We start from the raw sequence: 26,993 nt of genomic DNA on the forward strand, positions 1-26,993 counted from the left end.
CAGCCGACTCGGTCTGACTTCTATTGAGATTCCACACCGAGCTAAGCGTGCTTATTGAGAAAGACCCGGAGGTCTTGTCCTCGGTTCTTCCGTCAGGCGAGCTGCGGATTCTGAGTTCTCAGCACTTCGCTTACCCCGCCGAAATAGGAAAGGAGTCGCGCAGTTTCTTCACGATTTCCGGTGTGACTTCCAGCACCCGATCTACCTCCTCCTCGAGGTTGTACCGTGAAAAGGAGAAGCGAACTGCTCCGAGTGCCGCAGTGTGGGGAATGTTCATAGCCCTTAGAACATGGCTCCGTACCAGGGAGCCAGAGGTGCAGGCGGAGCCAGAGGAACAAGCGATGCCGTGGTGATTGAGCAGAGACTGTATGGCTTCACCGTCAACGCGGTCGAAGGCTACATTTGTGGTATTCGGCAGCCGAGCCAGCGGATCGCCGGTGACGAAGGACTTGGGGATGCGCTCCAGAAGTCCTTTCTCCAATCGATCCCGCAGCGATTTTACTCGTTTGTTTTCCTTGTCCATGTACTGCAAGGCGAGTTCGGCCGCCTTGCCCAAACCAACGATCCCGGGCGTGTTCTCTGTGCCCGCGCGTCGGTCGCGCTCCTGGCGGCCCCCCTTGATCAGTGTGTGAAAAGGCACGCCGCGTCTTATGTAGAGGGCGCCGACGCCCTTCGGCCCATGTAGCTTGTGGCCGGAGAGCGATAGCATGTCGATTGCGGTCGATTTCAGATCGATCGGAAGCTTGCCGACGGCCTTGGCCATCTCAGCAAGCTTAGCGACAGGGAAGATTGTTCCAGTCTCGTTGTTCGCCCATATGATCGAAACGATTGCCACCCGATGGGTGAGAGCGGCCCGGTAGGCGTCAAAGTCGAGACGGCCATAACGATCCACCGGGATCCTGTGGACCTTCACGCAACACGTCTTCTCAAGATGTGCGCAGAGCGTCCGCACCGCCGGATGCTCGACCGGCGAAGTGACGATCTCCGTGCGCTCGGGATTCACCTCGAGCCCAGAAAGGATCGCCGCATTGTCGCTTTCGGTCCCGCCCGAGGTGAACGTGATCTCGTGGTCGAACTTCGCACCGATCAGCGCTTGCAACTTCCGGCGCGCCGTCTTTATCGCTTTGCCCGCAGCGGCGCCAATATCATGCATCGATGAAGCATTGCCAAACTGATCGATAAAGAACGGCAGCATCCCTTGAAAAACTTCGGCATCGACTCGCGTAGTTGCGTTGTTGTCAAGATAGATAGGCCTCAAGGTTACCACCTCCACCTGCCGATGATGCAGCGCGTACAACGGCGGTACTCGCCCCACTCGGACGCCGCCATTGGAGAAGTGTTCCGCGAGTGTATCTCGATTGTCCCGCATTGTCGTTTGTCTTAGGCAATCAGCTGAAGGACTTGCCGCAGGCGCACTTCTCCCGCGTATTGGGATTATCGAAGATAAAACCGGAGGACTGGGAGCCCGCGACGAAATCTACGGTCAAGCCCGCGACATGGGGTTGGGAGCCTGCATCTACGAACACCTTGACTCCACCCGTCTCAATGAGAGCATCCCGCTCGCGAGGCCCGTTGTCCAGGCCCACAAGGTATTTGAGACCGGCGCAACCGCCCACTTGGACGGCGATGCGCAAGCCGTTCGCCGGCTGCGGGGCCTGGCAAAGGGCATCCTTCACTACGACGATGGCCTTTTCGGTAATCGTGATCATGACATCGTTTCTCCTGGTTTCCGAGATGCACTCGCAAATCACGTTGCACGTAGTGTGCCAACGGAAAAGCCACCCTGAAAACAACGCGAGGCTCGAACACTGCCATGTCGTATTTCCGACACAGTCGGAGATCGGACAACGCAGAATGCGGCTGTTATGCGCGATCTGTCTGGGTCGTGCCACGAAAGCACTGGGCAACCCACGTGCATTCTGGGGGTTACTCAGTCGACGAGATGATCGTCCAGCGCAGCTTGCTTACTACGCCTCTCATCGGACACTCCCAACGTTGAACCAGACCTGGTAACTAGAGGTGATCTTGTCGAGCAACGCCCCTTAGCGGTGTCCCAGAGCTATGACCCGTTCTCTTCTTTGATCAGGGGGCGGACGCGACCCTAAGACACTTCAGCGCTTCGAGAATGTTCTGCGGCGACGAGACCCCGTAGGGATCTGATGCGCAGTTGTCTGAGAGACCTTCCTCCTCGAACCAATGTTCCACCACGCCATCATTGACTACGGCAGCATAGCGCCAGGAGCGCATGCCGAAGCCGAGATTATCCTTCGCGACTAACATGCCCATCTTACGAGTGAATTCGCCTGAACCATCAGGAATGAGCGTGACCTTCTCCAGCTTCAACGCCTTTCCCCAGGCATTCATCACGAATGCATCATTGACAGAGAGGCAGTAGACGGCTTCAATTCCTTCCTTTTCGAATTCATCATAGAGCTTTTCAAAATCGGGCAGTTGATAAGTCGAGCAGGTCGGGGTGAAGGCGCCGGGAAGCGAGAATAGCATTACGCGCTTGCTGCCGAAGTAATCATCGGTTGTTTTGTCTTCCCAACGATACGGATTGGTCCCGTCCACGGTCTCATCGCGAACACGCGTGCGAAAAGTGACGAAAGGTAGTCTTTTATTGGTAGCCATCAGTATTGCTCCGTTTGCAATTTTGGCGCATTTGCCCGCCCTGAACACTCTTTAGAAACCTGCTATTTTGGAGTGCATCTTCCAGATTTCGCCACCCGCCCCGAAACGGTTATCAAATCCAGGGCCGGGGAGCTTTTGCTCCTCTTGTCGGCTGCTTGCGGACGTCCAACGAGCGAGAAGCAAGGGCCATGCCATTTGACATCAAGGCTGTAACGGCGGCGCTTTGCCGCGCATGGCTAGGACCTGGCGTGCGTGTATTCAGTTGCTAGGAGGCATGCGGTCCAGCATCTCGCGCTTCACAAGTAATCCGGGCCGCTGCCTTTGGCACAGAACCGACAGTTAATGTCGGGCTTGTCCATCCCGCAACACGGCGGTCTCCGCCGCTGCCTCCCTACACGCATCATCAAGCCATTGAAAAGCAACCATAAGCCTTCTCATCGGCTTTGTGGACGCGATTGGCACGCGTTTTGAACCTTCCTTGTCGCGGGGCGGCCAGGGCTGCGGCAATGATCTCGTGAGTACGGGTGTATGTGACAAAGGAGGAAAGCAACATGTCAAGTCTGGCTCAGATCCGCACCCTATCGGAGAGAATGACGCTTGGAGTCCGAAAGGCCGATCGGCCTGGCTGGCGACGATTATTGCAATCGCTCGGCCTCGGACCATGGCCGCCTACAGACCTGGAGATGGATTTCGATCAGTACGTGCTTGCCTGTGTCCTCTCGCGTGCGCTGGAGGAGATTGACGCCAGCGAGGCAACTGTCACGGAGGCGACGGGGCTTTCGCGTGCCGAGCTTCGGGACATGCTGGCCCACAGTTTTCCCGCCACTGTTATTCACGCCTTCGCCTTGGAAGAGGTGAGTGACCCCGAATCTGGCGTGGAGGAGGAGCTTCTACGATGTCTGCTGCTCGCGCATGCTCGACCGGACGATCCAGCGAGCGGCCGTTTTGCCAAGATCATAGCCCGGCGTTCGTTGCGTCAAGACCATCTCTGGCTGGAGCTTGGTCTCTGGGACCGCGCTGAACTCAGCCGCTTGCTCGCCACGCATTTCCCCACGCTCGCAGCCGGCAATACCAATAACATGAGATGGAAAAAGTACCTTTATCGAAAGCTCTGTGAAGCTGAGGGCTTGTCCCTATGCACCGCCTCCAGTTGCCGAGAATGCAAGGCATTCGAAGACTGCTTTGGTCCTGAGGAAAGTGAAAGACTTCGCATGTACACGGCCAATTTGGGTTAGGAGCGACTTACAAGAGCTGTAGACCACCTCAGCCCGTAAGCGTCAGTTCGCGGTGTACGACGTCACGCGCCTAATGTGGAGGACATCATCATGATCGTTGAACATTCCGCGGAGGTCTGCGGCAAGACACCCTTTTATCGTCACCTCTATGTCCAGGTGCTGGCCGCGATCGCCGCGGGTATCCTGCTCGGGCATTTCTATCCGGACATCGGTACCGAGCTGAAACCGCTCGGCGACGCCTTCATCATGCTCGTCAAGATGATTATCGCCCCCGTCATCTTCCTGACGGTTGCGACCGGCATTGCCTGCATGACCGATCTCGCCAAGGTCGGCCGCGTCGCCGGCAAGGCGCTGATCTACTTCCTGACCTTCTCCACTCTCGCGCTTGTCGTCGGCCTCGTTGTCGTGAATATCGTTCAGCCGGGCGTCGGCATGCATATCGACCCGGCCTCGCTCGATGCGAAGGCGATTGCGACCTACGCCGAGAAGGCGCATGAGCAGTCGATCACCGGCTTCCTGATGCACATCATCCCGACGACGCTTGTCGGCGCTTTCGCCGAAGGCGACATCCTGCAGGTGCTGTTCATCTCGGTGCTTTTCGGCGTTTCGCTGGCGATGGTCGGCAAGAAAGCGGAGCCGGTCGTCGATTTCCTGCAGGCGCTGACCCTGCCGATCTTCCGGCTGGTGGCGATCCTGATGAAGGCAGCCCCGATCGGCGCCTTCGGCGCCATGGCCTTCACCATCGGCAAATACGGCATCGCCTCGATCGCCAACCTCGCCATGCTGATCGGCACGTTCTATCTGACGTCGTTCGTCTTCGTCCTCGTCGTGCTCGGTGCGGTGGCGCGCTACAACGGCTTCTCGATCGTGGCGCTCATTCGCTACATCAAGGAGGAGCTGCTGCTCGTCCTTGGAACGTCGTCTTCGGAAGCGGCTCTCCCGGGCCTCATGAACAAGATGGAGAAGGCGGGCTGCAAGCGCTCGGTCGTCGGCCTTGTCATTCCGACCGGCTATTCCTTCAATCTCGACGGCACCAACATCTACATGACGCTTGCGGCACTCTTCATCGCGCAGGCGACCGATACGCCGCTCTCCTACGGCGACCAGATCCTGCTGCTGCTCATCGCCATGCTGAGCTCGAAGGGGGCTGCCGGCATCACCGGCGCGGGCTTCATCACGCTTGCCGCAACGCTCTCGGTCGTTCCCTCCGTGCCGGTCGCCGGCATGGCGCTGATCCTCGGTATCGACCGCTTCATGTCGGAATGCCGGGCGACCACCAACTTGATCGGCAATGCCGTTGCGACCGTCGTGGTGGCTAAGTGGGAAGGAGAGCTTGATCAGGCGCAGCTCGTCCTGGCGCTCGGCGGCAAGGTGGCGATCGAAGTCACTCCGAAGGTCGTCAAGCCGGCCGAGTAAGTCCCTCCCGGGGCCCGCACGACAAGTGCGGTTTGGCGCGGTCTGGTCCTCCCCCGGATCGTGCTGGGCGCGGTCTGGTCCTCGCCAGATCGCGCCCTTTTTTCTTCCTACGCGGCGATACTGTGCCGCGAGGCGCTCGTTGCGCAGGCTCATTCGCTCGCGGCCATAAGCGTTGCGGCCGCAGTGCCTGGGATGAGACGTCGCAAGCTATTGTTAGTTCCCATCGCTCGTTTCCCATGCCCTATGCGCTTTCGCTCACCTCAGGCCGCTCCGCCACGCACGTTAGCCTCAGGGTTCAAGCTCGTGCCGCAGATATGCGTCGTTCGAGACATATCCGGCGTAGGGATCCGCGGGAGCAGCATTTTTCCGATTGCGTTCGTTCTATCGAACTCCGGCTGTGAGACCATAGTGCGTATGGTCTGCACCGATGGGCATCGATTCGGACGCCGTTTTCTCATAGAAGAGCCGATGACGGGTGTGTCTGACCTCAAGGCGGTTATGCAGTGCGTGGCCCAGAACACCTGAAAGTCGCGTCACCAGACTGACGGCAACTGCTGTCGGATCTCACCTGGTCAAATCCGTCTCGACAGCCCCTCCATACGCCGTCCGAAAATGAACGTACGGGGCTCTGAGCTGACGTCGTTAGGCACCTCCAATCGGTTTGTCGGATCCGCGACACGCAGGCCACTACATGAAGCTCTCGATTTTCCAGGGCTAAATAGCTGAAAAGCGGCCATAAGATCACTTCCCCAGTTTGATCAGTCAAATTGGCATGGGTTTTGAAGCCATTCCGTCACACGGCGCGATCCGCTGCCGGGCTGTACTTGTGTCATGGGTAAGCGCGATTAAATGAAGGAGGAGAAACAAGTTTGAAATGTCTAAAGCTGCACGGAATCGGAGACGCTCACCACCTCGCTCCATTTTGGTCCAACCCGCGCCGTCGTCGGCGTGATCGGGCGTCTTCATCCCGCCGTTCGAACCCGAAAAAATGCGGCCGCTCCGCAAGTATCACTTCCGCTCTTCCGCGGCCGCAGCCCCAACGGAGACTAACGACCTTGCCGGGTCGATTAGCGCAAGCTGATGAATAACTAGAGAGAAGGAGAAGCCGAGTGCAGAGCAACCCCATTCCAGACCACGTTCCGCCCGGTTTTGTGAAGGACTTCAATCTCTTCACGTCGCCGGGCATGGCACCGACACCCAACGGAGACCCGCACGCAGCTGTGGCATGCGTCCATGGAGGCGCCCCGATCTTTTTTTCTCCCCATAACACGCGCGATGGACGGGGGACCTGGGTGATCACGCGCGCGAGTGACCAGCGCAAGGTGCTGCAAGACCTCGAGACCTTTTCCAGTCATCGCAGCATCTTCTCCTCCGCACTCGGCGAAAGTTGGCCAATGATCCCGCTCGAGCTCGGTCCACCGGCCCATGGTGTCTTTCGTGCGCTACTAAATCCGCTGTTCTCACCTAGGCGGGTGGAAGCGCTGGAGCGGATTGTCCGTCAGCAAGCGAGCGCGCTGACGGACCGGATCGCCCGATCGCGGACCAGCTGTGACGTCATGAAGGATTTTGCCTATCCATTCACAGCTAACGTTTTCCTTGGGTTTCTGGGGCTCTCGGATAGCCGATCCGACATGCTACTTGGCCGGGTAAGCGATTTGCTCCACGGCAACGAAGTCAAGCGAACGGCAGCGGCCCAATCGATCGTGGAGTTCATTGACGAAGTTGCAGCGATGCGCCGCAAGGAACCAGCCGCTGATTTCATGACCTTCGTCGTGCAGGCGCACATCGAGGGTCGCTCCTTAGCCAACGAGGAAGTCCGTGGCATCGGTGTACTCTTCTTGGTCGGGGGACTCGACACGGTCGCAGCCGCGATAGGCTTTGACTTGGCCTATCTTGCACGCAATCTGAATGATCAGGAATTGCTGCGGAACGAACCGGACCGGATCGCGCTCGCGGCTGAAGAACTATTGCGCGCCTATTCAACCGTTCAGATGATCCGCGTGGCAACAAAGGATATTGACTTTGAAGGCGCGCCGATTCGTAAGGGAGACTATGTTTCCTGCGCAACGATGATTTCCAATCGTGACCCCGCAGAATTTGCGTGCCCTAATACCATCGATCTGGCGCGACAGGACAACCACCACACCGCCTTTGGCTATGGTCCTCATCTTTGCCTCGGAGCACATCTGGCCCGGCGAGAGATTGTCATTGGGCTCGACGAATTTCTGGCACGCATCCCCACTTTCCGAATAAAGGACGGGACGGCGCCGATCACCCATGGCGGCCACGTATTTGGGATTCAAGACCTGAATCTGGCCTGGGGTTGACCGGCCCGCAGGGGCATTGTCGTTATAGGAGCGCTATTAGCTGCCCGGCAGGCATTCACGTCTGTGGGCGCGCGATGGCTGGCGGACCTCGAGACGACGTGCATTGTCCGAGGGAAATCTGCCGGTGCCACTCGGCCCATTTGGCGGTCAGAGGAAATCGACCAAGACGTGGCACATACTGGAAAGGAGGGGCGCCGCCGTTGGCGGCACCTTCTCGCCGAATTGCATAGGCTCCTCGCCGACTCCAGTCACACCACATGGTGCGCAAACAACAGATGTGTTCGCTTACGCCGAACAGGACGAAATCGCGCGATCGACCGCGCGGACGAGGCGGCACTGCGGAGCGCGTATTGGGCGGACGCCGATGGACAATCATGGGGCCTATTCCGGCTCGGCCGAGGGTTTATTCGTTAGGGACATAATCTCTTCGTAACGGCGTTCCACGACGGCTTGGAAATTTTGCGCGCCGCGCGTGGGTTCATCCAGGAAGCGGCGAATTCAGAGGGCAGGAACGTCAGCCACGCCAAGATGTCGCTTCTGCTCTGCTGCTATGCAGCGATGATGCAACTAGGATCAGCAACTATCGCGACAACACACGTTTCCAACGCCGGTTAGGAGAAGTCGCCGATTGAGTGGAGTGCTATGAACGACCGCCGCTTTTTTTGTGCTTGTCATGTCTGGTTCCTTCGTTGGTCGAACTCTTTTGGCTGGCTTCCGTGCCGCCGCGAGCAAGTCGTTCAAAATTCGTGCCAAGTCGCTCGAGTGAGCCGACAAGAGAGATGATTGCTTGTTGTTTAGGTATATAGGTTGAGGAATGAACACACCGACTTGGATAATAAGCTTATGTCGCGGAGCCGACAAAGGTGACGACAGTGCGCAAACTTAGCTTGTTGTTCTGGCAAGCAAGGTTTGGATCGAACGCGGGTCCTTCAATCTGCCAAGTCCCGTGTCGTTGACCAGCAGCATCATTTTGCCGCCCCCCTGAAACGTTAAAGCCACGCTTGCGACATTGTCCGTCACCTTTGTCCGTTCAGCGACAAAGGCTTGTCTCCTCAGCCGCGCGTTTTTTAGTCTAAACATTTGGAACAAAAAGCATATTGGCTCTTGTTAGGTTCGCTCAAGCGACTTGGCACGACTTTTGAAGTCCATTTTGCGAGGCGGCGCAAGCTGCCGGCGGCATTCGTGGCGCGGGCAACCGCGATGGTTCAAACAAACGAAGGAAAGCAACATGGCAGGTCTGCGTCAAATCGCGTTCTATGGGAAGGGGGGTATCGGAAAGTCCACCACCTCTCAAAATACGCTCGCCGCCCTTGTCGACCTCGGGCAAAAGATTCTCATCGTCGGCTGCGACCCTAAGGCGGATTCCACGCGCCTTATCCTCAACGCGAAGGCGCAGGACACGGTACTGCATCTCGCCGCGACGGAAGGTTCGGTTGAAGACCTCGAGGTCGAGGATGTGCTGAAGGTCGGCTACAGAGGCATAAAATGCGTCGAGTCCGGCGGCCCGGAGCCTGGCGTCGGCTGCGCCGGGCGCGGCGTCATCACCTCGATCAACTTCCTGGAAGAAAACGGCGCCTATGACGATGTCGACTACGTCTCCTACGACGTGCTCGGCGACGTGGTGTGCGGCGGCTTCGCGATGCCGATCCGTGAAAACAAGGCCCAGGAAATCTACATCGTCATGTCCGGTGAGATGATGGCACTTTATGCCGCCAACAACATCGCCAGGGGCATCCTGAAATATGCCACCGCCGGCAGCGTCCGTCTGGGCGGGCTGATTTGTAACGAGCGTCAGACCGACCGCGAGCTCGACCTCGCCGAAGCGCTGGCTGCCAAGCTGAATTCCAAGCTCATCCACTTCGTGCCACGCGACAACATCGTCCAGCATGCCGAGCTCAGGAAGATGACGGTCATCCAGTATGCGCCGGACTCCAAACAGGCCGGGGAATATCGCGCGTTGGCTGAAAAGATCCATGCCAATTCGGGCCAAGGCACAGTCCCCACACCGATCACCATGGAGGAACTGGAGGACATGCTGCTCGACTTCGGGATCATGAAGAGCGACGAGCAGATGCTTGCCGAACTCCAGGCCAAGGAAGCGAGGATGCCAGCAGCCCAGTAGACGCCGCAGCACGCAAGGGGCGCGGACCCTGATACGGCGCGCCATTCTAAGAACGACGTCCAGTTGGTGAGGCATCACCCGAACCTTGAAGGGACAGGCCCAATGAGCCTCGACTACGAGAATGACAGTGCTCTGCATGAGAAGCTTATCGAGAAAGTGCTGTCGCAGTATCCAGACAAGGCGGCGAAGCGCCGCAAAAAGCACCTTAGTGTCGCAACGGACAAGGAGGTGGCCGGCGAGGAAGGACAGGTGGTTTCCGAATGCGACGTAAAGTCGAATATTAAGTCCATTCCAGGCGTGATGACGATCCGCGGCTGCGCTTATGCCGGTTCGAAGGGGGTAGTTTGGGGTCCGATCAAGGACATGGTCCACATCTCGCATGGGCCGGTCGGTTGCGGTCAGTATTCCTGGTCACAGCGGCGCAACTACTACGTCGGCACGACGGGTGTCGACACTTTCGTGACGATGCAGTTCACCTCCGACTTTCAGGAGAAGGACATTGTCTTCGGTGGTGACAAGAAGCTGGAAAAGATCATCGACGAGGTCCAGGAACTTTTTCCCCTTAACAAAGGCGTCACCGTGCAGTCCGAATGTCCGATAGGCTTGATTGGCGACGATATCGAGGCGGTATCGCGCAAAAAGGCCAAGGAGCACGCGAAAACGATCGTGCCGGTCCGTTGCGAAGGCTTCCGCGGCGTCTCGCAATCGCTCGGCCACCACATCGCCAACGACGCGATACGCGATTGGGTCTTCGACAAGACCGAAATCGAGTTCGAAACCGGTCCTTACGACGTCAACGTGATCGGCGACTACAATATCGGCGGCGACGCCTGGGCCTCACGCATCCTGCTCGAGGAGATGGGGCTGCGCGTGATCGGCAACTGGTCGGGGGACGCCACGCTCGCCGAAGTGGAGCGTGCGCCAAAGGCCAAGCTCAACCTCATCCACTGTTATCGGTCGATGAATTACATCTGTCGGCACATGGAGGAAAAGTACGGTGTCCCTTGGATGGAATACAATTTTTTCGGTCCATCTCAAATCGAAGCTTCCATGCGCGAGATAGCCAAGCATTTCGGGCCGGAAATCGAAGACAAGACCGAGAGAGTCATCGCCAAGTACCGGCGCTTGGCGGATGCTGTGATCGACAAGTATTGGCCGCGCCTCCAGGGCAAGAGGGTGATGCTCTATGTGGGCGGCTTGCGCCCCCGTCACGTCGTCACCGCCTACGAGGACCTCGGCATGGAGATCGTGGGCACCGGCTACGAATTCGCCCACAACGACGACTATCAGCGCACCGGCCATTACGTGAAGAAGGGCACGCTAATCTATGACGATGTAACCGGGTACGAACTGGAGAAGTTCATAGAAAGGATTCGCCCGGATCTCGTCGGCTCCGGCATCAAGGAGAAATACCCGGTGCAGAAGATGGGCATCCCATTCCGTCAGATGCATTCCTGGGATTATTCCGGGCCGTATCACGGCTATGACGGCTTCGCCATCTTCGCCCGCGACATGGATCTAGCCATCAACAATCCGGTCTGGGACCTCTACGACGCGCCCTGGAAGAAAATCACGGTGCCTACGGCAGCAGTTGCAGCCGAATGAGAGCGAGGTCTCTCGCGGACACAAGGGCCGCGAGAGACCTGCAACGTCCCGAACGTCTCTGTGCCGCCGTATAGATGCCAGATGAAAAAAAGGTGACCACTATGCCGCAATCGGCCGAAAAAATTCTCGACCATGCTCCCCTGTTCCGCGAGCCGGAATACAGGCGAATGTTCGCGGAGAAGAAGCTAAACTTCGAATGCTCACATCCGGAACAGATCGTTACTGATCAAAGCGAATTCACCAAAAGCTGGGATTATCGCGAGAAAAACCTCGCCCGCGAAGCTCTCGTGGTGAACCCCGCTAAAGCCTGCCAGCCGCTCGGCGCCGTGTTCGCGGCGGCGGGATTCGAGCGGACCATGTCCTTCGTCCACGGCAGTCAGGGCTGCGTTGCCTATTACCGTTCACATCTATCGCGGCATTTCAAAGAGCCTTCATCGGCCGTTTCGTCCTCGATGACGGAGGATGCGGCGGTGTTCGGCGGTCTGAAGAACATGGTCGACGGGCTCGCCAATACTTACACTCTCTATGATCCGAAGATGATTGCCGTCTCTACCACCTGTATGGCGGAGGTCATTGGTGACGATCTGCATGGTTTCATTGAGAACGCCAAGAGCGAAGGCGCAGTCCCTCCCGAATTTGACGTGCCATTCGCTCACACGCCCGCCTTCGTCGGCAGCCACGTCGACGGCTATGACAGCATGGTCAAAGGCATCCTGGAGCACTTCTGGAAAGGCAAGGAGCGCACGACAGCGGCTGGCACGATTAACATCATCCCGGGCTTCGATGGCTTCTGCGTCGGGAACAATCGCGAACTCAAGCGCCTGCTCAACCTTATGGGCGTGTCCTACACCTTCATCCAGGATGCCTCCGACCAGTTCGATACGCCGTCCGATGGCGAATTCCGCATGTATGACGGAGGCACGAAGATCAAAGACGTGAGAAGAGCATTCAATGCGGAGGCGACAGTGTCACTGCAGCACTATAATACTCGCAGGACCCTGGAATATTGCGAACAGGTCGGACAGGCGACGGCGTCCTTCCACTATCCGCTCGGTATTAAGGCTACCGACGAATTCCTGATGAAGGTCTCGAAGATTTCCGGCAAGGAAATCCCTGAGGCAATCCGCCTGGAGCGCGGCCGGTTGGTCGACGCTATGGCAGACAGCCAGTCTTGGCTGCACGGCAAGAAATACGCGATCTACGGCGACCCTGACTTCGTATACGCCGTGGCGCGGTTCGTCATGGAAACCGGTGGCGAGCCAACACACTGCCTCGCCACCAACGGCACCTCAGCCTGGGAAGCCGAGATGAAGGAATTGCTGGGATGCTCACCGTTCGGTAAGGATGCACAGGTGTGGGCGGGCAAGGACCTCTGGGCAATGCGCTCACTGCTTTTCACCGAACCGGTGGACCTGCTGATCGGCAATTCCTATGGCAAGTATCTGGAGCGCGACACCGGAACACCTCTGATCCGGTTGATGTTTCCGATCTTTGACCGGCACCATCACCATCGTTTTCCCCTTATGGGCTACCAAGGCGGACTGCGTGTGTTGACGGCGATCCTCGATAAGATCTTCGACAAGCTCGATCGCGACACGATGCAGCCGGGTGTGACCGACATCTCTTATGACCTCACTCGCTAAGAGCGGCGGCCGGCGTAGGCCGGCCATCTTTCGATCAATTTAGGGTCCAGCGCAATGCTCTCGCTCAGTGCCAAAATCCAGGATGCCTTTAACGAGCCTGCCTGCGAGAACAACCGCAGCAAGGACGCCGAGGCTCGCAAGAAGGGCTGTTCAAAGCCGCCAACACCCGGAGCGGCAGCTGGCGGCTGCGCTTTCGACGGCGCCAAGGTGGTTCTGCAGCCGATCACTGACGTTGCTCATCTGGTCCACGCACCGCTCGCCTGCGAAGGCAATTCTTGGGACAATCGCGGCACGGCGTCGTCAGGGCCAATGCTGTGGCGCACGAGCTTTACCACTGACCTCACAGAACTCGACGTGGTGATGGGGCACAGCGAGCGGAAGCTTTTCAAAGCGATCCGGGAGATCAACGAAGCATATGCGCCGCCGGCGATCTTCGTCTATGCGACCTGTGTGACGGCACTGATCGGCGACGACATCGAGGCGGTGTGCAAGCGGGCGGCGGAAAAATTCGGCTTACCGGTGGTGCCGATTGATGCGCCGGGCTTCGTCGGTTCAAAGAACCTCGGTAATAAGCTGGCCGGCGAGGCGTTGCTCGACCATGTCATCGGCACGGTAGAGCCGGATGATGCCGGGCCGCGCGACATCAATATCCTTGGGGAATTCAACCTATCCGGCGAATTCTGGTTAGTAAGGCCGCTCTTGGACAAGCTTGGCATCCGTGTCCGCGCATGTATTCCTGGAGACGCGCGCTACCTCGATATTGCCACAGCGCACCGTGCACAGGCAGCTATGATGGTGTGCTCGACCGCTCTCATTAATCTTGCCCGCAAGATGGAGGAACGCTGGGATATTCCGTTCTTCGAGGGCTCCTTCTATGGCGTTACCGACACCTCGGAAGCACTCCGGCAGATCGCTGAATTGGTCGTAAAGAAAGGTGCTGAGCCCGAGCTTATCAGTCGCACTGAAGCGCTGATTGCAGCAGAAGAGGCAAAGGCGTGGAGAAGACTTGAGGCCTACCGCCCTCGTCTCCAAGGCAAGCGTGTTCTTCTCAACACCGGCGGTGTCAAGTCATGGTCGATCGTCCACGCGTTGACGGAGTTAGGCATGGAGATCGTCGGAACATCGATCAAGAAATCGACCGTCGATGATAGGGAGCGGATCAAGCAGATCCTCAAGAACGAGAACCACATGTATGAGACGATGACACCGCGCGAGCTATACTCGAGTCTAGCCGAACAAAACGCTGACATCATGCTGTCGGGCGGTCGCACCCAATTTATCGCGCTTAAGGCAAAAATCCCTTGGCTCGACATCAATCAGGAACGCCATCACGCTTACGCCGGCTATGAGGGCATGGTGGAACTCGCGCGCCAGATCGACCTGGCAATCCACAACCCCATCTGGGAACAGGTGCGCGAACCGGCGCCATGGGAGGAGCCCTTGGCCGGGCAGGAGAGATCGGGAGAAGAAAGCGCAAGCATCCTGAATCTATGCGGGAAGACCGCCCGCCACGTCGGTGAGTGTTGAGGTATTCGGTGGCCTGCATGCTTCCCCAAGCCAAATCAACGGCAATTAACCCTGTGAAGTCGTCCCAGCCGCTTGGCGCTGCCTTCGCTTTTCTGGGCGTCGACGGCGCAGTGCCACTGTTCCACGGCAGCCAGGAGTGTACCAGCTTTGCACTTGTGCTGCTCGTGCGGCATTTCAAGGAAACGATCCCGCTGCAGACGACCGCGATGGAAGAGCTGGAGACGATTCTCGGCGGCGAGGATCGTCTCAAAGATGCGATCCTCAATTCCAAAGCGCGTGCAGAGCCGCAGTTTATCGCGGTCTGCACGACGGCACTGGTAGAGACCGGCGACGACGACACCACTTGCGACCTCGCGAACATCAAACTTAAGCGGGCAAGAGAACTTACAGGTACAGAAGTGGTACTCGCCAACGCGCCGGAGGCGCTAGAGGAGGGTTGGTCCAAGGCTGTTACCGCTATCGTCGACCGAATTGCGCGGCCGGGAAAGCAAAAACCCGACCCGAAGAAGGTGGGGGACATACGCGATCTCGGCGCGGCGACGAAGTGCAGGGGCACGGGCGAGCACATGCGGCGACCGGCCGAAGCGTTGCAACGGTTAACCGCTGAGCCTTACGTGCTGTTTGAGTCGCTGGCGGGGCTGAAGAATGCGGGCAGGTTTATCTTGCTGCTTACAACAGTGTCGGGCGAACAAGCTCCGGCGAAGGTCCTTCGCGGCCGCATGCAGTTGCAGGATGCCATGCTCGACGGGCATTTCCATCTGGGCGGCAAGAAGATAGCGATCTCCGCGGAGCCGGATCAACTCCTGCAGCTCTCGGACTTTTTTGTCGGCATGGGCGCAAAAATTTCAGCCGCCGCCACCACCACCGGGACTTCAAAAATATTGCAAAAAGTGCCGGCCGAGACGGTCCAAGTCGGCGATCTTTGTGACCTGGAACGCCTCTCTGCTGTCGCCCACCTTCTCGTGACGTATTCGCACGGCCGTCCAGCTGCAGAGCGTCTCGCCATTCCGCTGATGCATGCCGGATTCCCTGTCTTTGACACGTTGGGCAGTCAGCACAAGCTTACAATCCTGTATCAGGGAACGCGCGACATGATCTACGAGGTTGCCAATATCATGCAGGCTGACCAACACCCGCCGACGCCTGACGCACTTGATCCAGTCTGTAATCGGGGATTGTAGAATGAGCTCCATTCGTCGTTTCTCGCTCGTCAGTGATCGGTTCCAGAAACAGATGCCGGAACGGCAGGCAGGCGCATTGCGCATAGCGATCGCCACTCAAGACCTGAAAGGACTGAACGCCCATTTCGGCTCGGCTAGACATTTTGCCGTTTATGACGTGCTGCCCCACGAGTGGAGTTTTGTGGAAGCGATTGCATTCGACGAAGTTTCTGACGAAAGCGGTACGCATCGAACCGAAGGTGATGACCGCATCGCTCCGAAAGTTGCAGCGTTGAAGGGCTGCCAGCTCTTATTTTGTCTCGCTATCGGCGGGCCTTCGGCAGCCAAGGTTATTTCGGCAAAGATTCATCCGATCAAAGTGCCGCAGCCTGAATCCATCCAGCACTTGCTTTCGCGCATCCAGACAATGCTCAGGACGGCTCCTCCACCTTGGCTACGCAAGGTGGTAGCGGAAGCAGGCGCCGCCAAAGAGAAACCCTGCTTCGAGAGCGAGGGCTGAAGCATGACAACGTTAGCTGATCCGGCGAGTATCCCGGCTGTCGACGACGGCAAACTCCTTTCCACCCCCTTTATCAAATGCCTCGTGCGGCTGATACGGGCTCAGGATTCCTACGGATCGTGGGACGGCAAGTGCGACACTGAGCTGCTGGCCAAGTTCATCGTTAAGGAGGAACAACGCCGTGCAATCCCAATCATCGGCGACCCCGATCCGTACGTGCTGTGGAGGCTCGATGTTTATTACGCCGCGGTCGGCCTTTCTATCGAAGCGCGCTCTGACCTATTCGTATCGCGGACGATGGAGATCAGCGCCGAGGGTTTCGGGCGGGTAGTATTTACGACCAAGCGGTTGGTCGTGCTGTCGAAGACCCTGCGCGGCGTTCACCGCTTCGGCTTCGATACGCTACGCAAATGCGCCAAGACCGGGACAAAGCTGGTGAAGGATGCCGTCGCAGTCATTGAAGCTTATCCAGACGTAGCGCGGGCGTGATGGAGCCGGTTGTGGGGAAAAAGGCCATGTCAGATTTTGAAGAATTGAAAAAGCAAGTCCGCAAGCTGCAGTCGCGTGCTGGAACTGCGAAGATGGAATTGCACGACCTTGCGGAGGATCTTCCGGTCAACTGGACCGAAATCATGGCGGTCGCGGAGAGGACATTCCACGCTTTTGCTGAGCTGGAAGCTGCCAAGAAAGAATTCGCTGCGTCGGAGAATTCACGATGATATGCTCATTCGTGACCCGCGACGGGTCCAGGTGGATGCCGAAATATCTGACCGCCATCGACGGTGCGACATGCATCGGCTGCGGTCGTTGCTTCAAGGTTTGCTCACGCGAGGTAATGCACCTTCACGGCATCGACGATGCAGGTGAAATTCTCGGCGTGTGCGATGGTGAGGACGATGACTTCGATGGCGATCTCAATCGTATGATCATGGTCGTCGACCACCCAGGCCGCTGTATCGGCTGCGGGGCCTGCGCCCGCGTCTGCCCCAAGAATTGCCAGACTCATATCGGGGCGGACACGATTGCCGCATGATCCGAGAGAAGAAGCAGGAGAACGATAATGCGCTTCGCAGTCTTTCATCGCGCCCTATGGCTGTTGCTATGCACCAACGCCATCGCGGTATACTTTGCCTCGCATTCCATTCGCAGATTAATCGTCAGTACACTAGCGTTCTCGCTGCTTCTTCAGCTCGCTTATTTCGGGAGCGTGCTTTTTCTGCTCTGGCGGGCACGCAGGGCTGAGCACTTAAGCTTTTCGCGACAAGAACGGCCCGCAATTGATCAGTAGGGCACGGCACTCTTTGAAGGTATCCCGCAGCTCCGAGAGAGCCTGGCACCAGCTTGGCACGACGGAAAGCGCAACGTCACCCCTCGGGGGAAGGGCGTGCTTGGAACATGCCGCGGGAGCATGATGGGATATGAACTTTGCAAGGTTCGGCACCACTGGCAGGCACTAGCATTTGGTCCCAGGAAACATCTATCGAAAGAACACGTGCTTCGCGGATGATGACTGAATGACTCCAACACTACATGACCCCGCAATTATACCTGCCATCGATCGCAATAAGGTCTTGCCGCTGGGCTGGCGGCACTCGCCGGAGCCAGCGAGATGGGATTGCGACTTCGCCGAGGGCAGCCAATTGGATCGAAGTCATGTCAGGACGTCATTCCTCTGTTGGACTCTGGCAAGGGTTGCCGCATGATCAGACGGCAAAACCAGGAGAGCGGCGTTGCTTTTAAGAACCGTTCGTTCCATTCTATGGCTGCTCCTGTCTACCAATGCTCTTACAATCTACTTAGCTTCGCAGCCCAGCCAGCGCTTAATTGTTACGACACTGGCTTGTTTGCTGCTTCTTCAACTTGCTTATTTCGGAAGCGTGCTCGTTTTGGTCTGTTTAGCTGCGCTTGGAAAGCTGTCGAAAAATTTGCGCATTCTCGGCCTTCACGACGAGAATGGGAAACACAACTCTCACGAAAGTCCCAACGGCTGGTGGATTCGCGAGATAAGGGAGGCGCCGTCGCAGGACCCGGACCGTTCCACTCAGAACTGACGTGGAATTCTGAATGCTGAATCTGACGAATGCGAGGCGGATAGGAATCGTCGGAGGCGACCTTGTGGGCTGGCTTGCCGCTATTGAGCTACGCCGGGTCTTCGAACCAGACGTGGATGTCGCAGTCATAGAGACTCCGGAGCTATTTTCATTCGGCCTTGGGGAGGGCGGCGCGCTCAATCTCGTTGATACGTTGTGCCGTAATCAGCTCGACTTGGACATTTTCGTTGGTGAAGCCGGCGCCACGTACAAGCTTGGAGTGCTCTATGACAATTGGAGAGGTGGAGGAATTTCAGATCGGTACTATCGTCTGTTCTGCGGACCGGGCGTCCCGGAAATCGAATGGCGCGTCGACGGCTTCTTTCCTCTGCTGTCGGCGAGAATCGCGATGGGCGAGGACCTTCACACTTGCGTTCCAGGATTCGACGCAATCGCAAGGCACGCGTCGCAGCAGGATATCGAGCGATTGCTGGCGACCGGCCAGTCCGGCCTTTGTCCATCCTACCACTTTGACGCTGAGGCTTTCGAGCGGTACCTGAAGCGAGTCGGATTGAGCCGTGGGATCACTGCCCATGCGAGCGCTGTATGCGGGATGAGGCTGGACGAGCGGGGGTATGTGCGGTCCTTGCATCTCGGCGGCGAACAACTGGAGGTCGACTTCGTGATCGATGCGTCGGGATTTGCCAGATTGGGGCTCGGCAGTGTTTTCGGTACACGCTGGCGGTCTTTCGCAAACACTTTGCCGACCGATCGTGCGATCACTTTTGATCTTGAGCCGTCAGAAATGTGCCCCGATCCCGTAACCCGTTCGACTGCCATGAAGGCCGGATGGATGTGGGAGGTCCCACTGAATCGCAAGATCACTGCGGGATACGTGTTCAGTAGCAGACATGCGGATCATGCCATTGCAGTCGCAGAGGTCGAGCACCGCCTTGGACACCGCGTCCAGCCGAAGCACTTGCTTTCGCTCGATCAAGGCTATTTCGAAACGGCGTGGGTCAATAACCTTGTGGCACTCGGAACGGCGTCCGGTTTTGTAGAGCCGCTGGACGCAGCGCTTGCGACCCACACGTTCGAACAGCTAAGGAATATAGGACGCGTTCTCACCAACGGAGGTGGGGTCGTGCCTGCTCACACAATCGAAGCTTATAACAGCGCTAACGCGCGCTCGTGGACAGGAGTTCGAGACTTCCTGCGGCTGCACTATGATTGCAAACGAAATGACGCACCGTTCTGGCGAGATATTGCGGCAGCCGAGTTGCCAGAAGGCTATGCCGAGCTGAGGGCCTGTTTTCACAAACGGACACCTCGTTGGATCGATATTCAACCCTATGTCGGAAGCGGGTGGCACGCGTTGTTTCACCAGCTTGATTGGATATCCGTGGCGGCTCCTCTCGGCGTCGTGCCGGCGACGGCTGCCCGAGCAGAGCTACGTCGGCTTTCGGCGGATATTGTTGAAAAACTTGGCATTGCCGATGCTTGGGACGCGTGATTCAATCCTCTGAGTGATTTGCAGGGGATCAGGCGAATGATGGGATGTCAGGCGGTTCCGGCGCAGCTCTTCTACGACTTCTGCCTCGATGAACATGTCCCTGCGGATCATCTGCTGCGCGGGATCGATCGTCACCTCGATCTCGATAGCGTTCGAGCACAGTTGAAGCCTTTCTATAGCAACACTGGTCGGCCCTCAGTTGATCCTGAGCTGATGATGCGAATGCTGATCATCGGCTACAGCATGGGTATCCGGTCGGAACGGCGACTTTGCGAGGAGGTCCATCTCAATCTCGCATATCGGTGGTTTTGCCGCCTTGGCCTGGACGGAAAGGTACCGGATCATTCCAGCTTTTCGAAGAACCGTCATGGCCGGTTCCGGCAAAGTGATATCCTCCGGCACATGTTTGAGACTGTGGTGGAACGGTGCCTTGCCCAAGGGCTGGTGGGAGCAGAAGGCTTTGCGGTTGATGCCAGCCTGATCGCGGCGGACGCCAACAAGCAGCGTTCGGTGCCCGGCACTGAATGGAAAGCCGAAGACGATGCTGGCCGCTCGGTTCAGGAGTATTTGGCGGTTCTGGATGACGCTGCTTTTGGCGCTGCCTCGCCGGTGACGCCGAAGTTCATTTCGCAATCCGACCCGGCAGCTCAGTGGACAGGTGCTCATAAGGGGCATGCCTTCTTCGCCTACGCCACCAATTATCTGATCGATACTGATCACGGTATCATTCTTGATGTCGAGGCGACGCGAGCGATCCGTCAGGCGGAGGTCGGAGCATCCCGCACGATGATCGACAGAACCGAGAACCGCTTCGGCTTGACGCCAGGCTATCTGGCAGCCGACAGCGCTTACGGTTCTGCTGACAATCTTGCCTGGCTGGTGAAGGAAAAGGACATCGCGCCGCACATTCCCGTGTTTGATAAATCCAACAGGACGGACGGGACCTTCTCGCGTTCGGACTTCACCTGGGATGGCGAGGGAGATCGCTACATCTGCCCGGCGGGCAAGGAATTGGTTCAGTTCCGCCGCACCTACGCGACGCCCCGATCGGGCATCACCAGTGAAGGCACCCGGCTTTATCGGGCCAGCAAGAAGGACTGTGATGTGTGCGATCTGAAGCAGCGCTGCTGCCCGAATGCAGTTGCTCGCAAGGTGCCGCGTGATCTCAACGAAGATGCCCGCGATGTGGCCAGAGCAATTGCCGCCACACCCGCTTACGAGCGTTCCCGGCATCGCCGCAAGAAGGTCGAGATGCTCTTCGCTCACCTCAAACGCATTCTCCGGATGGCGCGTTTGAGGCTGCGAGGTCCATGTGGTGCGCGAGACGAATTCCTGCTTGCAGCAACCGCCCAGAACCTCAGAAGACTGGCGAAACTCAGACCACAAAGGCCACCACACGGCGTCATTGCCGCATAAAAGCAGCCAGTAAGGATACCCTGCGCCAAAGTGCGGGGCAGATAACCGATCATCCCTACCGGAAAGATGCTGCAACAGCCCGATGAACAGTTAACTGGCCGAGTTTTTCAACGATATCGGCGGAAAGCCGACGTGAGGTCCAAGCCTATCTCGACCTGCTGAACGGAACGATGTCAAGGCGCCTTCCCCCGAGTGGCTGGGTGCATTAAGTGTTGGGCGCGACCGGCCACATGCGTCTAACCGCTTCAGGCTAAAAGTGGACATGAGGTCGTCATGTAGCTCCGATCCAGATGATGTTGAGGTTGCACCCTTTTAATCGTCTCGCGTAGGAATGTATACGCAATGGGTGTTGAACCGTTTAGGAACGCTTAAGTCGGCGCGCCCTCACGGCGGAGCAACCATACGTGACGCTTCCTGGAGCAGTATCTCGCGCAACCAGATGCTTGCCTGATCCCTATTGTGGAGGGCGGGCCATTGGAGAGCCTGGGTGAATGTAGGAAGTGGCAGCGGAAGTTCGACGATCCGCAGGGGGATCATGCGTTCGAAATGCTTGACCAGCCGCAAGGGCATAGTCGCTATACGGTTAGTACCTGACAGCACGGGCGGAATCAGGCTGAAGCCCGGCACGACGACCTCGACACGTCTTTTGAAACCGTGCTCGAGCAACAACCACTCCTCGAACGAGGGCATCAGCGAACGTCCGAGCTTGGTTGCAACCTGTCCTATCGACATGAATCCCTCCAAGCAAAGCTGCCCCGATAGCTTCTCGTTCGTGGGGCAACCGACGCACACGAGTGTCTCGTCGAACAGTTTCGCTTTGGGATGCGCGTTCGGCATGAACGAATCCGGTAGGATTAGAAAATCGATGTCGCCGCGGAGGAGAAGCTCATCGGGATCGCCATCGAGAGGTAGCAACTCGAAGGTGACGGCGGGAGCCTCCCGGGCCACGCGCTCCACGACCCTCTCGAAGAACACGAGTGTCATGAAATCCGAAAGGATGACCCTGAAGCGGCGCTTCGATTGGGCTGGGTTGAACATGTCCCAGGAAATGATGGAGAACTGAATGTGCAGCAGGACGTCGCGGACCGTAGGGGCGAGCGCTTCCGCACGCGGTGTTGGGATAAGTTCGCGGCCCTGCATTTTAAACAACTCGTCGCCGAAATAGGTGCGTAGCCGCGCGATAGCCGCGCTCATCGCCGGCTGACTGAGATTGATGCTGCGAGCCGCCGCCGTAACGCTTCGTTTGTTCATCAGAGCGTCGAGCGCAACGAGAAGATTTAGATCAAGGCCTTTGAAACGCATGTCTTGATGTACCCATGGTGTGGATGATTGGCATCCAAGCAATCAGTTCAGCCGTGTTGTCGAATAGACGTCGTCGGCTTCACCTCCGGACTGGTGGCTGATTCCTTTGGGTCGACGAGTAGAAGATCAGGCGCTTCGTCGCCCACTGAGTCTGGCTGCCCAAACGAGCGGTGAAGATGTTGACCCCACAACTGAAAGCACTCCGGCACGACAGCTCCGTTCATCGCGCTCAACGCGAAGACCAGAGCATCAGGTTGGGAGTTTTCTGAAGCGTCGCTCGCAGAGTGACACCGGAGGAGGACCTAATCGTCCAACCCTCCACCCACGAGCCCCAAGACTGTGGTGGCCTCACTGAGTATCGACCCTGCGCTTCAAGATGGATTTCATTCCGACCTCGTCGCCACCGGACCCATGGGGGTCAAATGCTTCTTCGGTGAGATTACGTCGAAGCGCATCGGCCGCATCTTCAATCATCGGTGGCGCCTTTCGGTTACAATCAACGAGTGGCGATACTAGTGTCCACCCCGCCGGTCTGGCCATGCAAAGTCCATATTCCATCATACGCCCGGGGCATGGTTGAAAACGCCTTCGAAGGACAGTGCAATGTAATAGCGCTGTAGGCGGACTCTTCAGCGTCTCGCAGGCTAATGCAGATCACCGGCGACGATGAATTCGATATCGTTGAGATCACCTGGCCCAGCAGGAACGTCAACCAAGCCGGACTGCTCGGCCGGCCACTTCGACAGCGATTTCTCCACATCCGCGGCGTCCAGAATTGCGGTGGCGCCAGGTGACTGTGCCGGTGTTCTGGAGCGGTTTGCTGAAGCTCAGTAGAAGGCGCAGCCGCATCCGGACGATGCCTTTCTGCGTGCACCATCCCCGAAGTCTGATTCGACTTTTGGACCTCCTTGTCGTGGAGGGCATTAGGTATCGAAGCCGACAGCTATCCGGGTTGGAGCTTTGCGGCAGTCGCGTCGGGCGGACGCCGTTCAAGCCAAATGGACAGGCTCCGTTGGGGGGCTGCTTGCCTGCAGGTGGGTAAAACGCATGTATCCATAGCGTGGATGGAAGCTATGCGAAAAGTGGATTTTTCCAGCCTTGCCGAATGGGATTAGAAAGCCGTGAAATATAACTGGAGGCAAACGTGGAAAACCACACCCACCCCAATGCGCACTGTTGCAAAGAACACATGATTGGTAAGGCCGGCCTCAGATTGAAGCGGGCTCCACGAGCAAATCAGTGGTGTCATGACAGAGAGGTGATTTTGTGACTATTGCGGTGGTCCAAGTATGGTGTGGCGAGCGTAATCTCGAGTGCAGTCCGCGCGAGCACCATCTAAACGTCGGCAACACGACAAGTTTTTTGCTCGCTTCAGCTCAGTGTATCGCAAGTGGAGCGCGTCTGCCTGTGCCGGAGGCAGCCTGCGACCTCCGCCACTTGCGAGTTAATGAGGTCGAAGGTGAAGCAGGACGGGTCTATCTCAAGCCCGGCCGTCACGATCGAGTCTTGTTCATTGACGACGCGCCAAGGCCGCCAAGCCTCTCCTGAGGAAGCTTTTGCCGGGGTACGATAGAGTCGAAATCATCAATGCAGGCGGGCCGCCAGCCGATGCCACGCAAGGGTCGACGAAACGAACGGCTGTACATGTCAGCCGCGTCAGGGCAGTTCGAAGGTGTCATAGCCCAAGTGCATCTGGCTAGAAAATTCGCAACCATCCAATCTGATGGAGAGGTCAGAAGAGTTTTCTTACACGCTTATTTGATGTTGCAACGCTTGAATTTCAAAGCATTGCACGAAAACACTTAGGAGAAGAAACCCATGGATCAGCCCGCTTGGAAGCGCCCGAATATGGCGCTGATCGGCGGTCGCGGTGATGCCGCACAACAACGACAGATGCGGAACCTAACGTCCATCGACCTAAACCTACTGGTGGATCTCGAAGCCTTGCTGCAGTACCGGAACATCACTCACGCGGCTCTACATGTCGGTCGGAGCCAACCGGCAATGAGCCGAGCGTTGTCAAGGCTGCGCAGCATGTTCAATGATGATCTTCTGGTTCGCGGCTCGAGCGGCCTCGTGTTGACGCCGCTGGCCGAAGACTTGGCCCAAATGCTCCCTTCGGTGTTGGGTACGGTTCGCCAGATGGTGAACTGCAGCTTCGCTCCAAGAGAATGTCGATGGAAGGTGACGATGGCTATGCCCGACCACCAAGCGTTAGTTCTGCTGCCGCGTCTCCTGCCGCGGCTGCGCGAGCGCGCTCCTCATCTCGACATCGTCACCGATTCGTTCTTAGTTGGCGCGCTGCGTAGACTTGAGCAAGGTGAGATCGACCTGGCCGTCGGGCAGATCGGTGCCGCTCCGCCCGGCTACCTGCGGCGCAGGCTCTACGGGGATCGCTTCACCTGCTTGCTGCGCCACAATCATCCGGCCTTGGCCCAGGAATGGACCATCGGGACTTTCGAGGCTTTGCGCCACGTCGCCATTGCCTCGGAATGCAACGACCGCTTCGGGCAGATCTATGACGCGTCGGCCAACCTCGGAATATTGCTGGATTGCAACCCGATGGTGGTTTCCAACGTATTAACGGCGGCGGTCGTGATCGCGGCGACCGACTTGGTGCTAATTGTGCCGAACCGCGTGGCGATCCGGGTCGCCGCCATGCTGCCGCTCGCGGTTGTCGATCCACCCGTGGAACTGACGCCGTACGAGGCCGCGCTGATCTGGCACGAGCGTTGCCATCGCGACCCGCAGCATCGGTGGCTGCGCCGCGAAATCGCCGCCGCAGCGCGAGCGGCCCAATCAGATGGGGAGGCGACCAAATAATGATTGAACTGACGGCTGGCGAGGAGAGGTGGGCGTTGAAGCACCGGTCGGCTGACGGGATGCTGGCGCTTGAGGATTCAGGATGCAACCGAAGCTCAACCCTATCAGGAACGATGGTCGCGGTGTGGAGCGGTGAGATAGGCGTGACCAAGCTTCCATGGGTATTAGGCCAGTTACATCGAGCGGCTGATAGACGGTGCCGGCCCGGCGCACACAATGGCTGAAGTTTCGGTAACGGCCAGTAGTTTCGTAGTATCTGATTGTGTGCCTACAGCGCCGCGCGTCTATCAAACGCGCAAACGTCGCTGTAGAACTTTGAATTTCTGCATGTCTTTGTCCTCAAATCGAGCCCGATTTTAAGGAGACATGCAGTAGGTCCGCGGAATGTGGACGTTCGGCCATTCACGCTGCTGCGCCTTGCCAGCGAAAACTGGCGACCGATGGTTCGCTGCAAGTCTTCCGCCGCCCACTTCACTCGCCGAGACTATCGACGGATTGCCATCTCGTTGCGACGGAAGCAAGTCAACCGCAGGTCATGGCGATGCCGAGGGCACCTCTGGTTACAGCAGAGGCCGCGGGTCGCAACGCCGAAGTGTTTTCGGGCGATTATTGAGCTGGAAGCCGTGATCACCGGCAAACCAGAACCACCCGAAAGCTATCCGTCGAGCATCACCCTTTGCGAAACATATAGCTGTAACCGTTGATAGCTGGCGTGCCGCCGAGATGCGCGTACAGCACCCGCGATCCCTCTGGAAAGAAGCCTTTCCTGACGAGATCGATTAGCCCTTGCATCGATTTGCCCTCGTAGACGGGATCAGTAATCATACCTTCGAGCCGCGCACACAAGCGGAGGGCCTCCTTCGTTTCGTCGGACGGAATGCCATAACACGGGTGCGCGTACTCCTCGATGAGGGTGACGTCATCTTCGATGATTTCCGTGCCGAGATCGACCAGTTTCGCCGTATGCTGGGCAATACTTAGCACCTGCGCCTTGGTTTTAGTGGGCGTGGCGGAGGCATCGATCCCAATCACACTATGCTGTCGGCCGTCTTTGGCGAAACCGACGACCATGCCAGCATGCGTAGAACCCGTGACGGTGCACACGACGATATAGTCGAAGGCAAACCCCAACTGTTGCTCCTGGGCGCGCACCTCCTCTGCAAACCCGACGTAGCCGAGCCCGCCATACTTGTGAGCGGAAGCCCCGGCCGGTATCGCATAGGGTATGCCGCCCTTCGACCTGACGTCTTCGAGAGCCTGTTCCCAACTGCGGCGGATACCAATGTCAAAGCCCTCATCGACGAAGCGCACGTCCGCCCCCATGATGCGGCTCAACAGAATGTTGCCGACCCGGTCGTAGACGGCGTCCTCATGCGGCACCCAGCTCTCCTGCACGAGGAGGCATTTCATGCCGATCTTGGCGGCGACCGCGGCGACAATCCGCGTGTGGTTTGACTGCACGCCGCCGATAGAAACAAGGGTGTCTGCATGAGCAGCGATCGCGTCGGGGATGATGTATTCGAGCTAACGGAGCTTATTTCCGCCACACGCGAGACCGGAGTTGCAGTCCTCGCGTTTGGCGTAGATTTCCACTTTACCGCCAAGGTGCTTTCCGAGGCGGTCAAGCTTCTCGATAGGCGTGGGTCCAAAGGTGAGCGGGTAGCGTTCGAATTTTTCCAGCACGTTCTCTCCAGCAATATGTGAGTGATAAAACTAGGTAGTC

22 protein-coding genes and 3 pseudogenes are annotated in these 26,993 nt (G+C 57.7%); 19 read left to right on the forward strand and 6 right to left on the reverse strand.

What is annotated here, in order from left to right:
* Positions 1-130: 130 nt before the first annotated feature.
* The 3 genes from nifS to PYH37_RS29275 form a co-directional block, all read right to left on the reverse strand.
* Positions 131-1,258 (reverse strand): cysteine desulfurase NifS, encoded by a 1,128-nt coding sequence (gene nifS / locus PYH37_RS29265; protein WP_280736450.1) that lies wholly within the window; start codon positions 1,256-1,258, stop codon positions 131-133.
* 130 nt (positions 1,259-1,388) lie between these two features.
* Complete coding sequence (locus PYH37_RS29270; protein WP_280736449.1) at positions 1,389-1,709, reverse strand: HesB/IscA family protein; 321 nt, start codon at positions 1,707-1,709, stop codon at positions 1,389-1,391.
* 373 nt (positions 1,710-2,082) lie between these two features.
* The gene (locus tag PYH37_RS29275; RefSeq protein WP_280736448.1) at positions 2,083-2,631 is read right to left on the reverse strand and encodes a peroxiredoxin; all 549 of its coding nucleotides are present in this window, start codon (positions 2,629-2,631) and stop codon (positions 2,083-2,085) included.
* A 551-nt stretch (positions 2,632-3,182) separates the two neighbouring features.
* Here PYH37_RS29275 and PYH37_RS29280 point away from each other — a divergent pair.
* The 18 genes and pseudogenes from PYH37_RS29280 (at position 3,183) to PYH37_RS29355 (ending at position 21,145) form a co-directional block, all read left to right on the forward strand.
* Positions 3,183-3,866, forward strand: coding sequence for a nitrogen fixation protein NifQ (locus tag PYH37_RS29280; RefSeq protein ID WP_280736446.1), 684 nt, complete (start codon positions 3,183-3,185; stop codon positions 3,864-3,866).
* Between the two features lie 90 nt (positions 3,867-3,956).
* Positions 3,957-5,282, forward strand: coding sequence for a dicarboxylate/amino acid:cation symporter (locus PYH37_RS29285; protein WP_280736445.1), 1,326 nt, complete (start codon positions 3,957-3,959; stop codon positions 5,280-5,282).
* 1,109 nt (positions 5,283-6,391) lie between these two features.
* Positions 6,392-7,609: a cytochrome P450 gene (locus PYH37_RS29290; RefSeq protein ID WP_280736444.1), complete on the forward strand. Its 1,218-nt coding sequence runs from the start codon at positions 6,392-6,394 to the stop codon at positions 7,607-7,609.
* A 306-nt stretch (positions 7,610-7,915) separates the two neighbouring features.
* Positions 7,916-8,018, forward strand: a pseudogene (locus PYH37_RS32545) (nuclear transport factor 2 family protein); the annotation flags it as partial.
* Positions 8,019-8,023: 5 nt separating this feature from the next.
* Positions 8,024-8,229, forward strand: a pseudogene (locus PYH37_RS32550) (LLM class flavin-dependent oxidoreductase); the annotation flags it as partial.
* A gap of 608 nt (positions 8,230-8,837) precedes the next feature.
* Positions 8,838-9,731 (forward strand): nitrogenase iron protein, encoded by an 894-nt coding sequence (nifH, locus tag PYH37_RS29300; RefSeq protein ID WP_280736443.1) that lies wholly within the window; start codon positions 8,838-8,840, stop codon positions 9,729-9,731.
* Positions 9,732-9,833: 102 nt separating this feature from the next.
* The gene (nifD, locus tag PYH37_RS29305) at positions 9,834-11,336 is read left to right on the forward strand and encodes a nitrogenase molybdenum-iron protein alpha chain (protein ID WP_280736442.1); all 1,503 of its coding nucleotides are present in this window, start codon (positions 9,834-9,836) and stop codon (positions 11,334-11,336) included.
* 101 nt (positions 11,337-11,437) lie between these two features.
* The gene (gene nifK / locus PYH37_RS29310) at positions 11,438-12,979 is read left to right on the forward strand and encodes a nitrogenase molybdenum-iron protein subunit beta (protein ID WP_280736610.1); all 1,542 of its coding nucleotides are present in this window, start codon (positions 11,438-11,440) and stop codon (positions 12,977-12,979) included.
* A 54-nt stretch (positions 12,980-13,033) separates the two neighbouring features.
* Complete coding sequence (nifE, locus tag PYH37_RS29315) at positions 13,034-14,506, forward strand: nitrogenase iron-molybdenum cofactor biosynthesis protein NifE (RefSeq protein WP_280736441.1); 1,473 nt, start codon at positions 13,034-13,036, stop codon at positions 14,504-14,506.
* 8 nt (positions 14,507-14,514) lie between these two features.
* Entirely contained in the window at positions 14,515-15,687 is a 1,173-nt protein-coding gene (locus tag PYH37_RS29320) for a nitrogenase component 1 (RefSeq protein ID WP_280736440.1), read from the forward strand.
* A 1-nt stretch (position 15,688) separates the two neighbouring features.
* Entirely contained in the window at positions 15,689-16,186 is a 498-nt protein-coding gene (gene nifX / locus PYH37_RS29325) for a nitrogen fixation protein NifX (protein WP_280736439.1), read from the forward strand.
* 3 nt (positions 16,187-16,189) lie between these two features.
* On the forward strand, positions 16,190-16,675 hold the full coding sequence (locus PYH37_RS29330) for a NifX-associated nitrogen fixation protein (RefSeq protein ID WP_280736438.1): 486 nt from the start codon (positions 16,190-16,192) through the stop codon (positions 16,673-16,675).
* Positions 16,676-16,701: 26 nt separating this feature from the next.
* On the forward strand, positions 16,702-16,905 hold the full coding sequence (locus tag PYH37_RS29335) for a CCE_0567 family metalloprotein (protein ID WP_252746504.1): 204 nt from the start codon (positions 16,702-16,704) through the stop codon (positions 16,903-16,905).
* On the forward strand, positions 16,902-17,219 hold the full coding sequence (fdxB, locus tag PYH37_RS29340) for a ferredoxin III, nif-specific (RefSeq protein ID WP_280736436.1): 318 nt from the start codon (positions 16,902-16,904) through the stop codon (positions 17,217-17,219). Before PYH37_RS29335 ends, fdxB begins: the two co-directional genes overlap by 4 nt.
* Before the next feature lie 27 nt (positions 17,220-17,246).
* Positions 17,247-17,474: an exopolysaccharide production repressor protein gene (locus tag PYH37_RS29345; protein ID WP_280736434.1), complete on the forward strand. Its 228-nt coding sequence runs from the start codon at positions 17,247-17,249 to the stop codon at positions 17,472-17,474.
* Positions 17,475-17,916: 442 nt separating this feature from the next.
* Positions 17,917-18,237, forward strand: coding sequence for an exopolysaccharide production repressor protein (locus PYH37_RS32555; RefSeq protein ID WP_425336187.1), 321 nt, complete (start codon positions 17,917-17,919; stop codon positions 18,235-18,237).
* Between the two features lie 64 nt (positions 18,238-18,301).
* Positions 18,302-19,729 carry a tryptophan halogenase family protein gene (locus tag PYH37_RS29350; protein WP_280736433.1) on the forward strand — a complete coding sequence of 476 codons (1,428 nt, stop codon included), beginning with the start codon at positions 18,302-18,304 and terminating at the stop codon, positions 19,727-19,729.
* 36 nt (positions 19,730-19,765) lie between these two features.
* On the forward strand, positions 19,766-21,145 hold the full coding sequence (locus tag PYH37_RS29355) for a transposase (protein WP_280731359.1): 1,380 nt from the start codon (positions 19,766-19,768) through the stop codon (positions 21,143-21,145).
* A gap of 384 nt (positions 21,146-21,529) precedes the next feature.
* On the opposite strand, the gene PYH37_RS29360 is transcribed toward PYH37_RS29355, so the two are convergent.
* On the reverse strand, positions 21,530-22,447 hold the full coding sequence (locus PYH37_RS29360) for a LysR family transcriptional regulator (protein WP_280736432.1): 918 nt from the start codon (positions 22,445-22,447) through the stop codon (positions 21,530-21,532).
* 348 nt (positions 22,448-22,795) lie between these two features.
* Positions 22,796-22,921, reverse strand: coding sequence for a hypothetical protein (locus PYH37_RS29365; RefSeq protein ID WP_280736431.1), 126 nt, complete (start codon positions 22,919-22,921; stop codon positions 22,796-22,798).
* Positions 22,922-24,265: 1,344 nt separating this feature from the next.
* Here PYH37_RS29365 and PYH37_RS29370 point away from each other — a divergent pair.
* Positions 24,266-25,270 (forward strand): LysR family transcriptional regulator, encoded by a 1,005-nt coding sequence (locus tag PYH37_RS29370; protein WP_280736430.1) that lies wholly within the window; start codon positions 24,266-24,268, stop codon positions 25,268-25,270.
* 669 nt (positions 25,271-25,939) lie between these two features.
* Here PYH37_RS29370 and PYH37_RS29375 read toward each other — a convergent pair.
* Positions 25,940-26,953: pseudogene (locus PYH37_RS29375) on the reverse strand (1-aminocyclopropane-1-carboxylate deaminase).
* Between the last annotated feature and the right edge of the window lie 40 nt (positions 26,954-26,993).

It is taken from the genome of Sinorhizobium numidicum (assembly GCF_029892045.1).
Classification (GTDB): domain Bacteria; phylum Pseudomonadota; class Alphaproteobacteria; order Rhizobiales; family Rhizobiaceae; genus Sinorhizobium; species Sinorhizobium numidicum.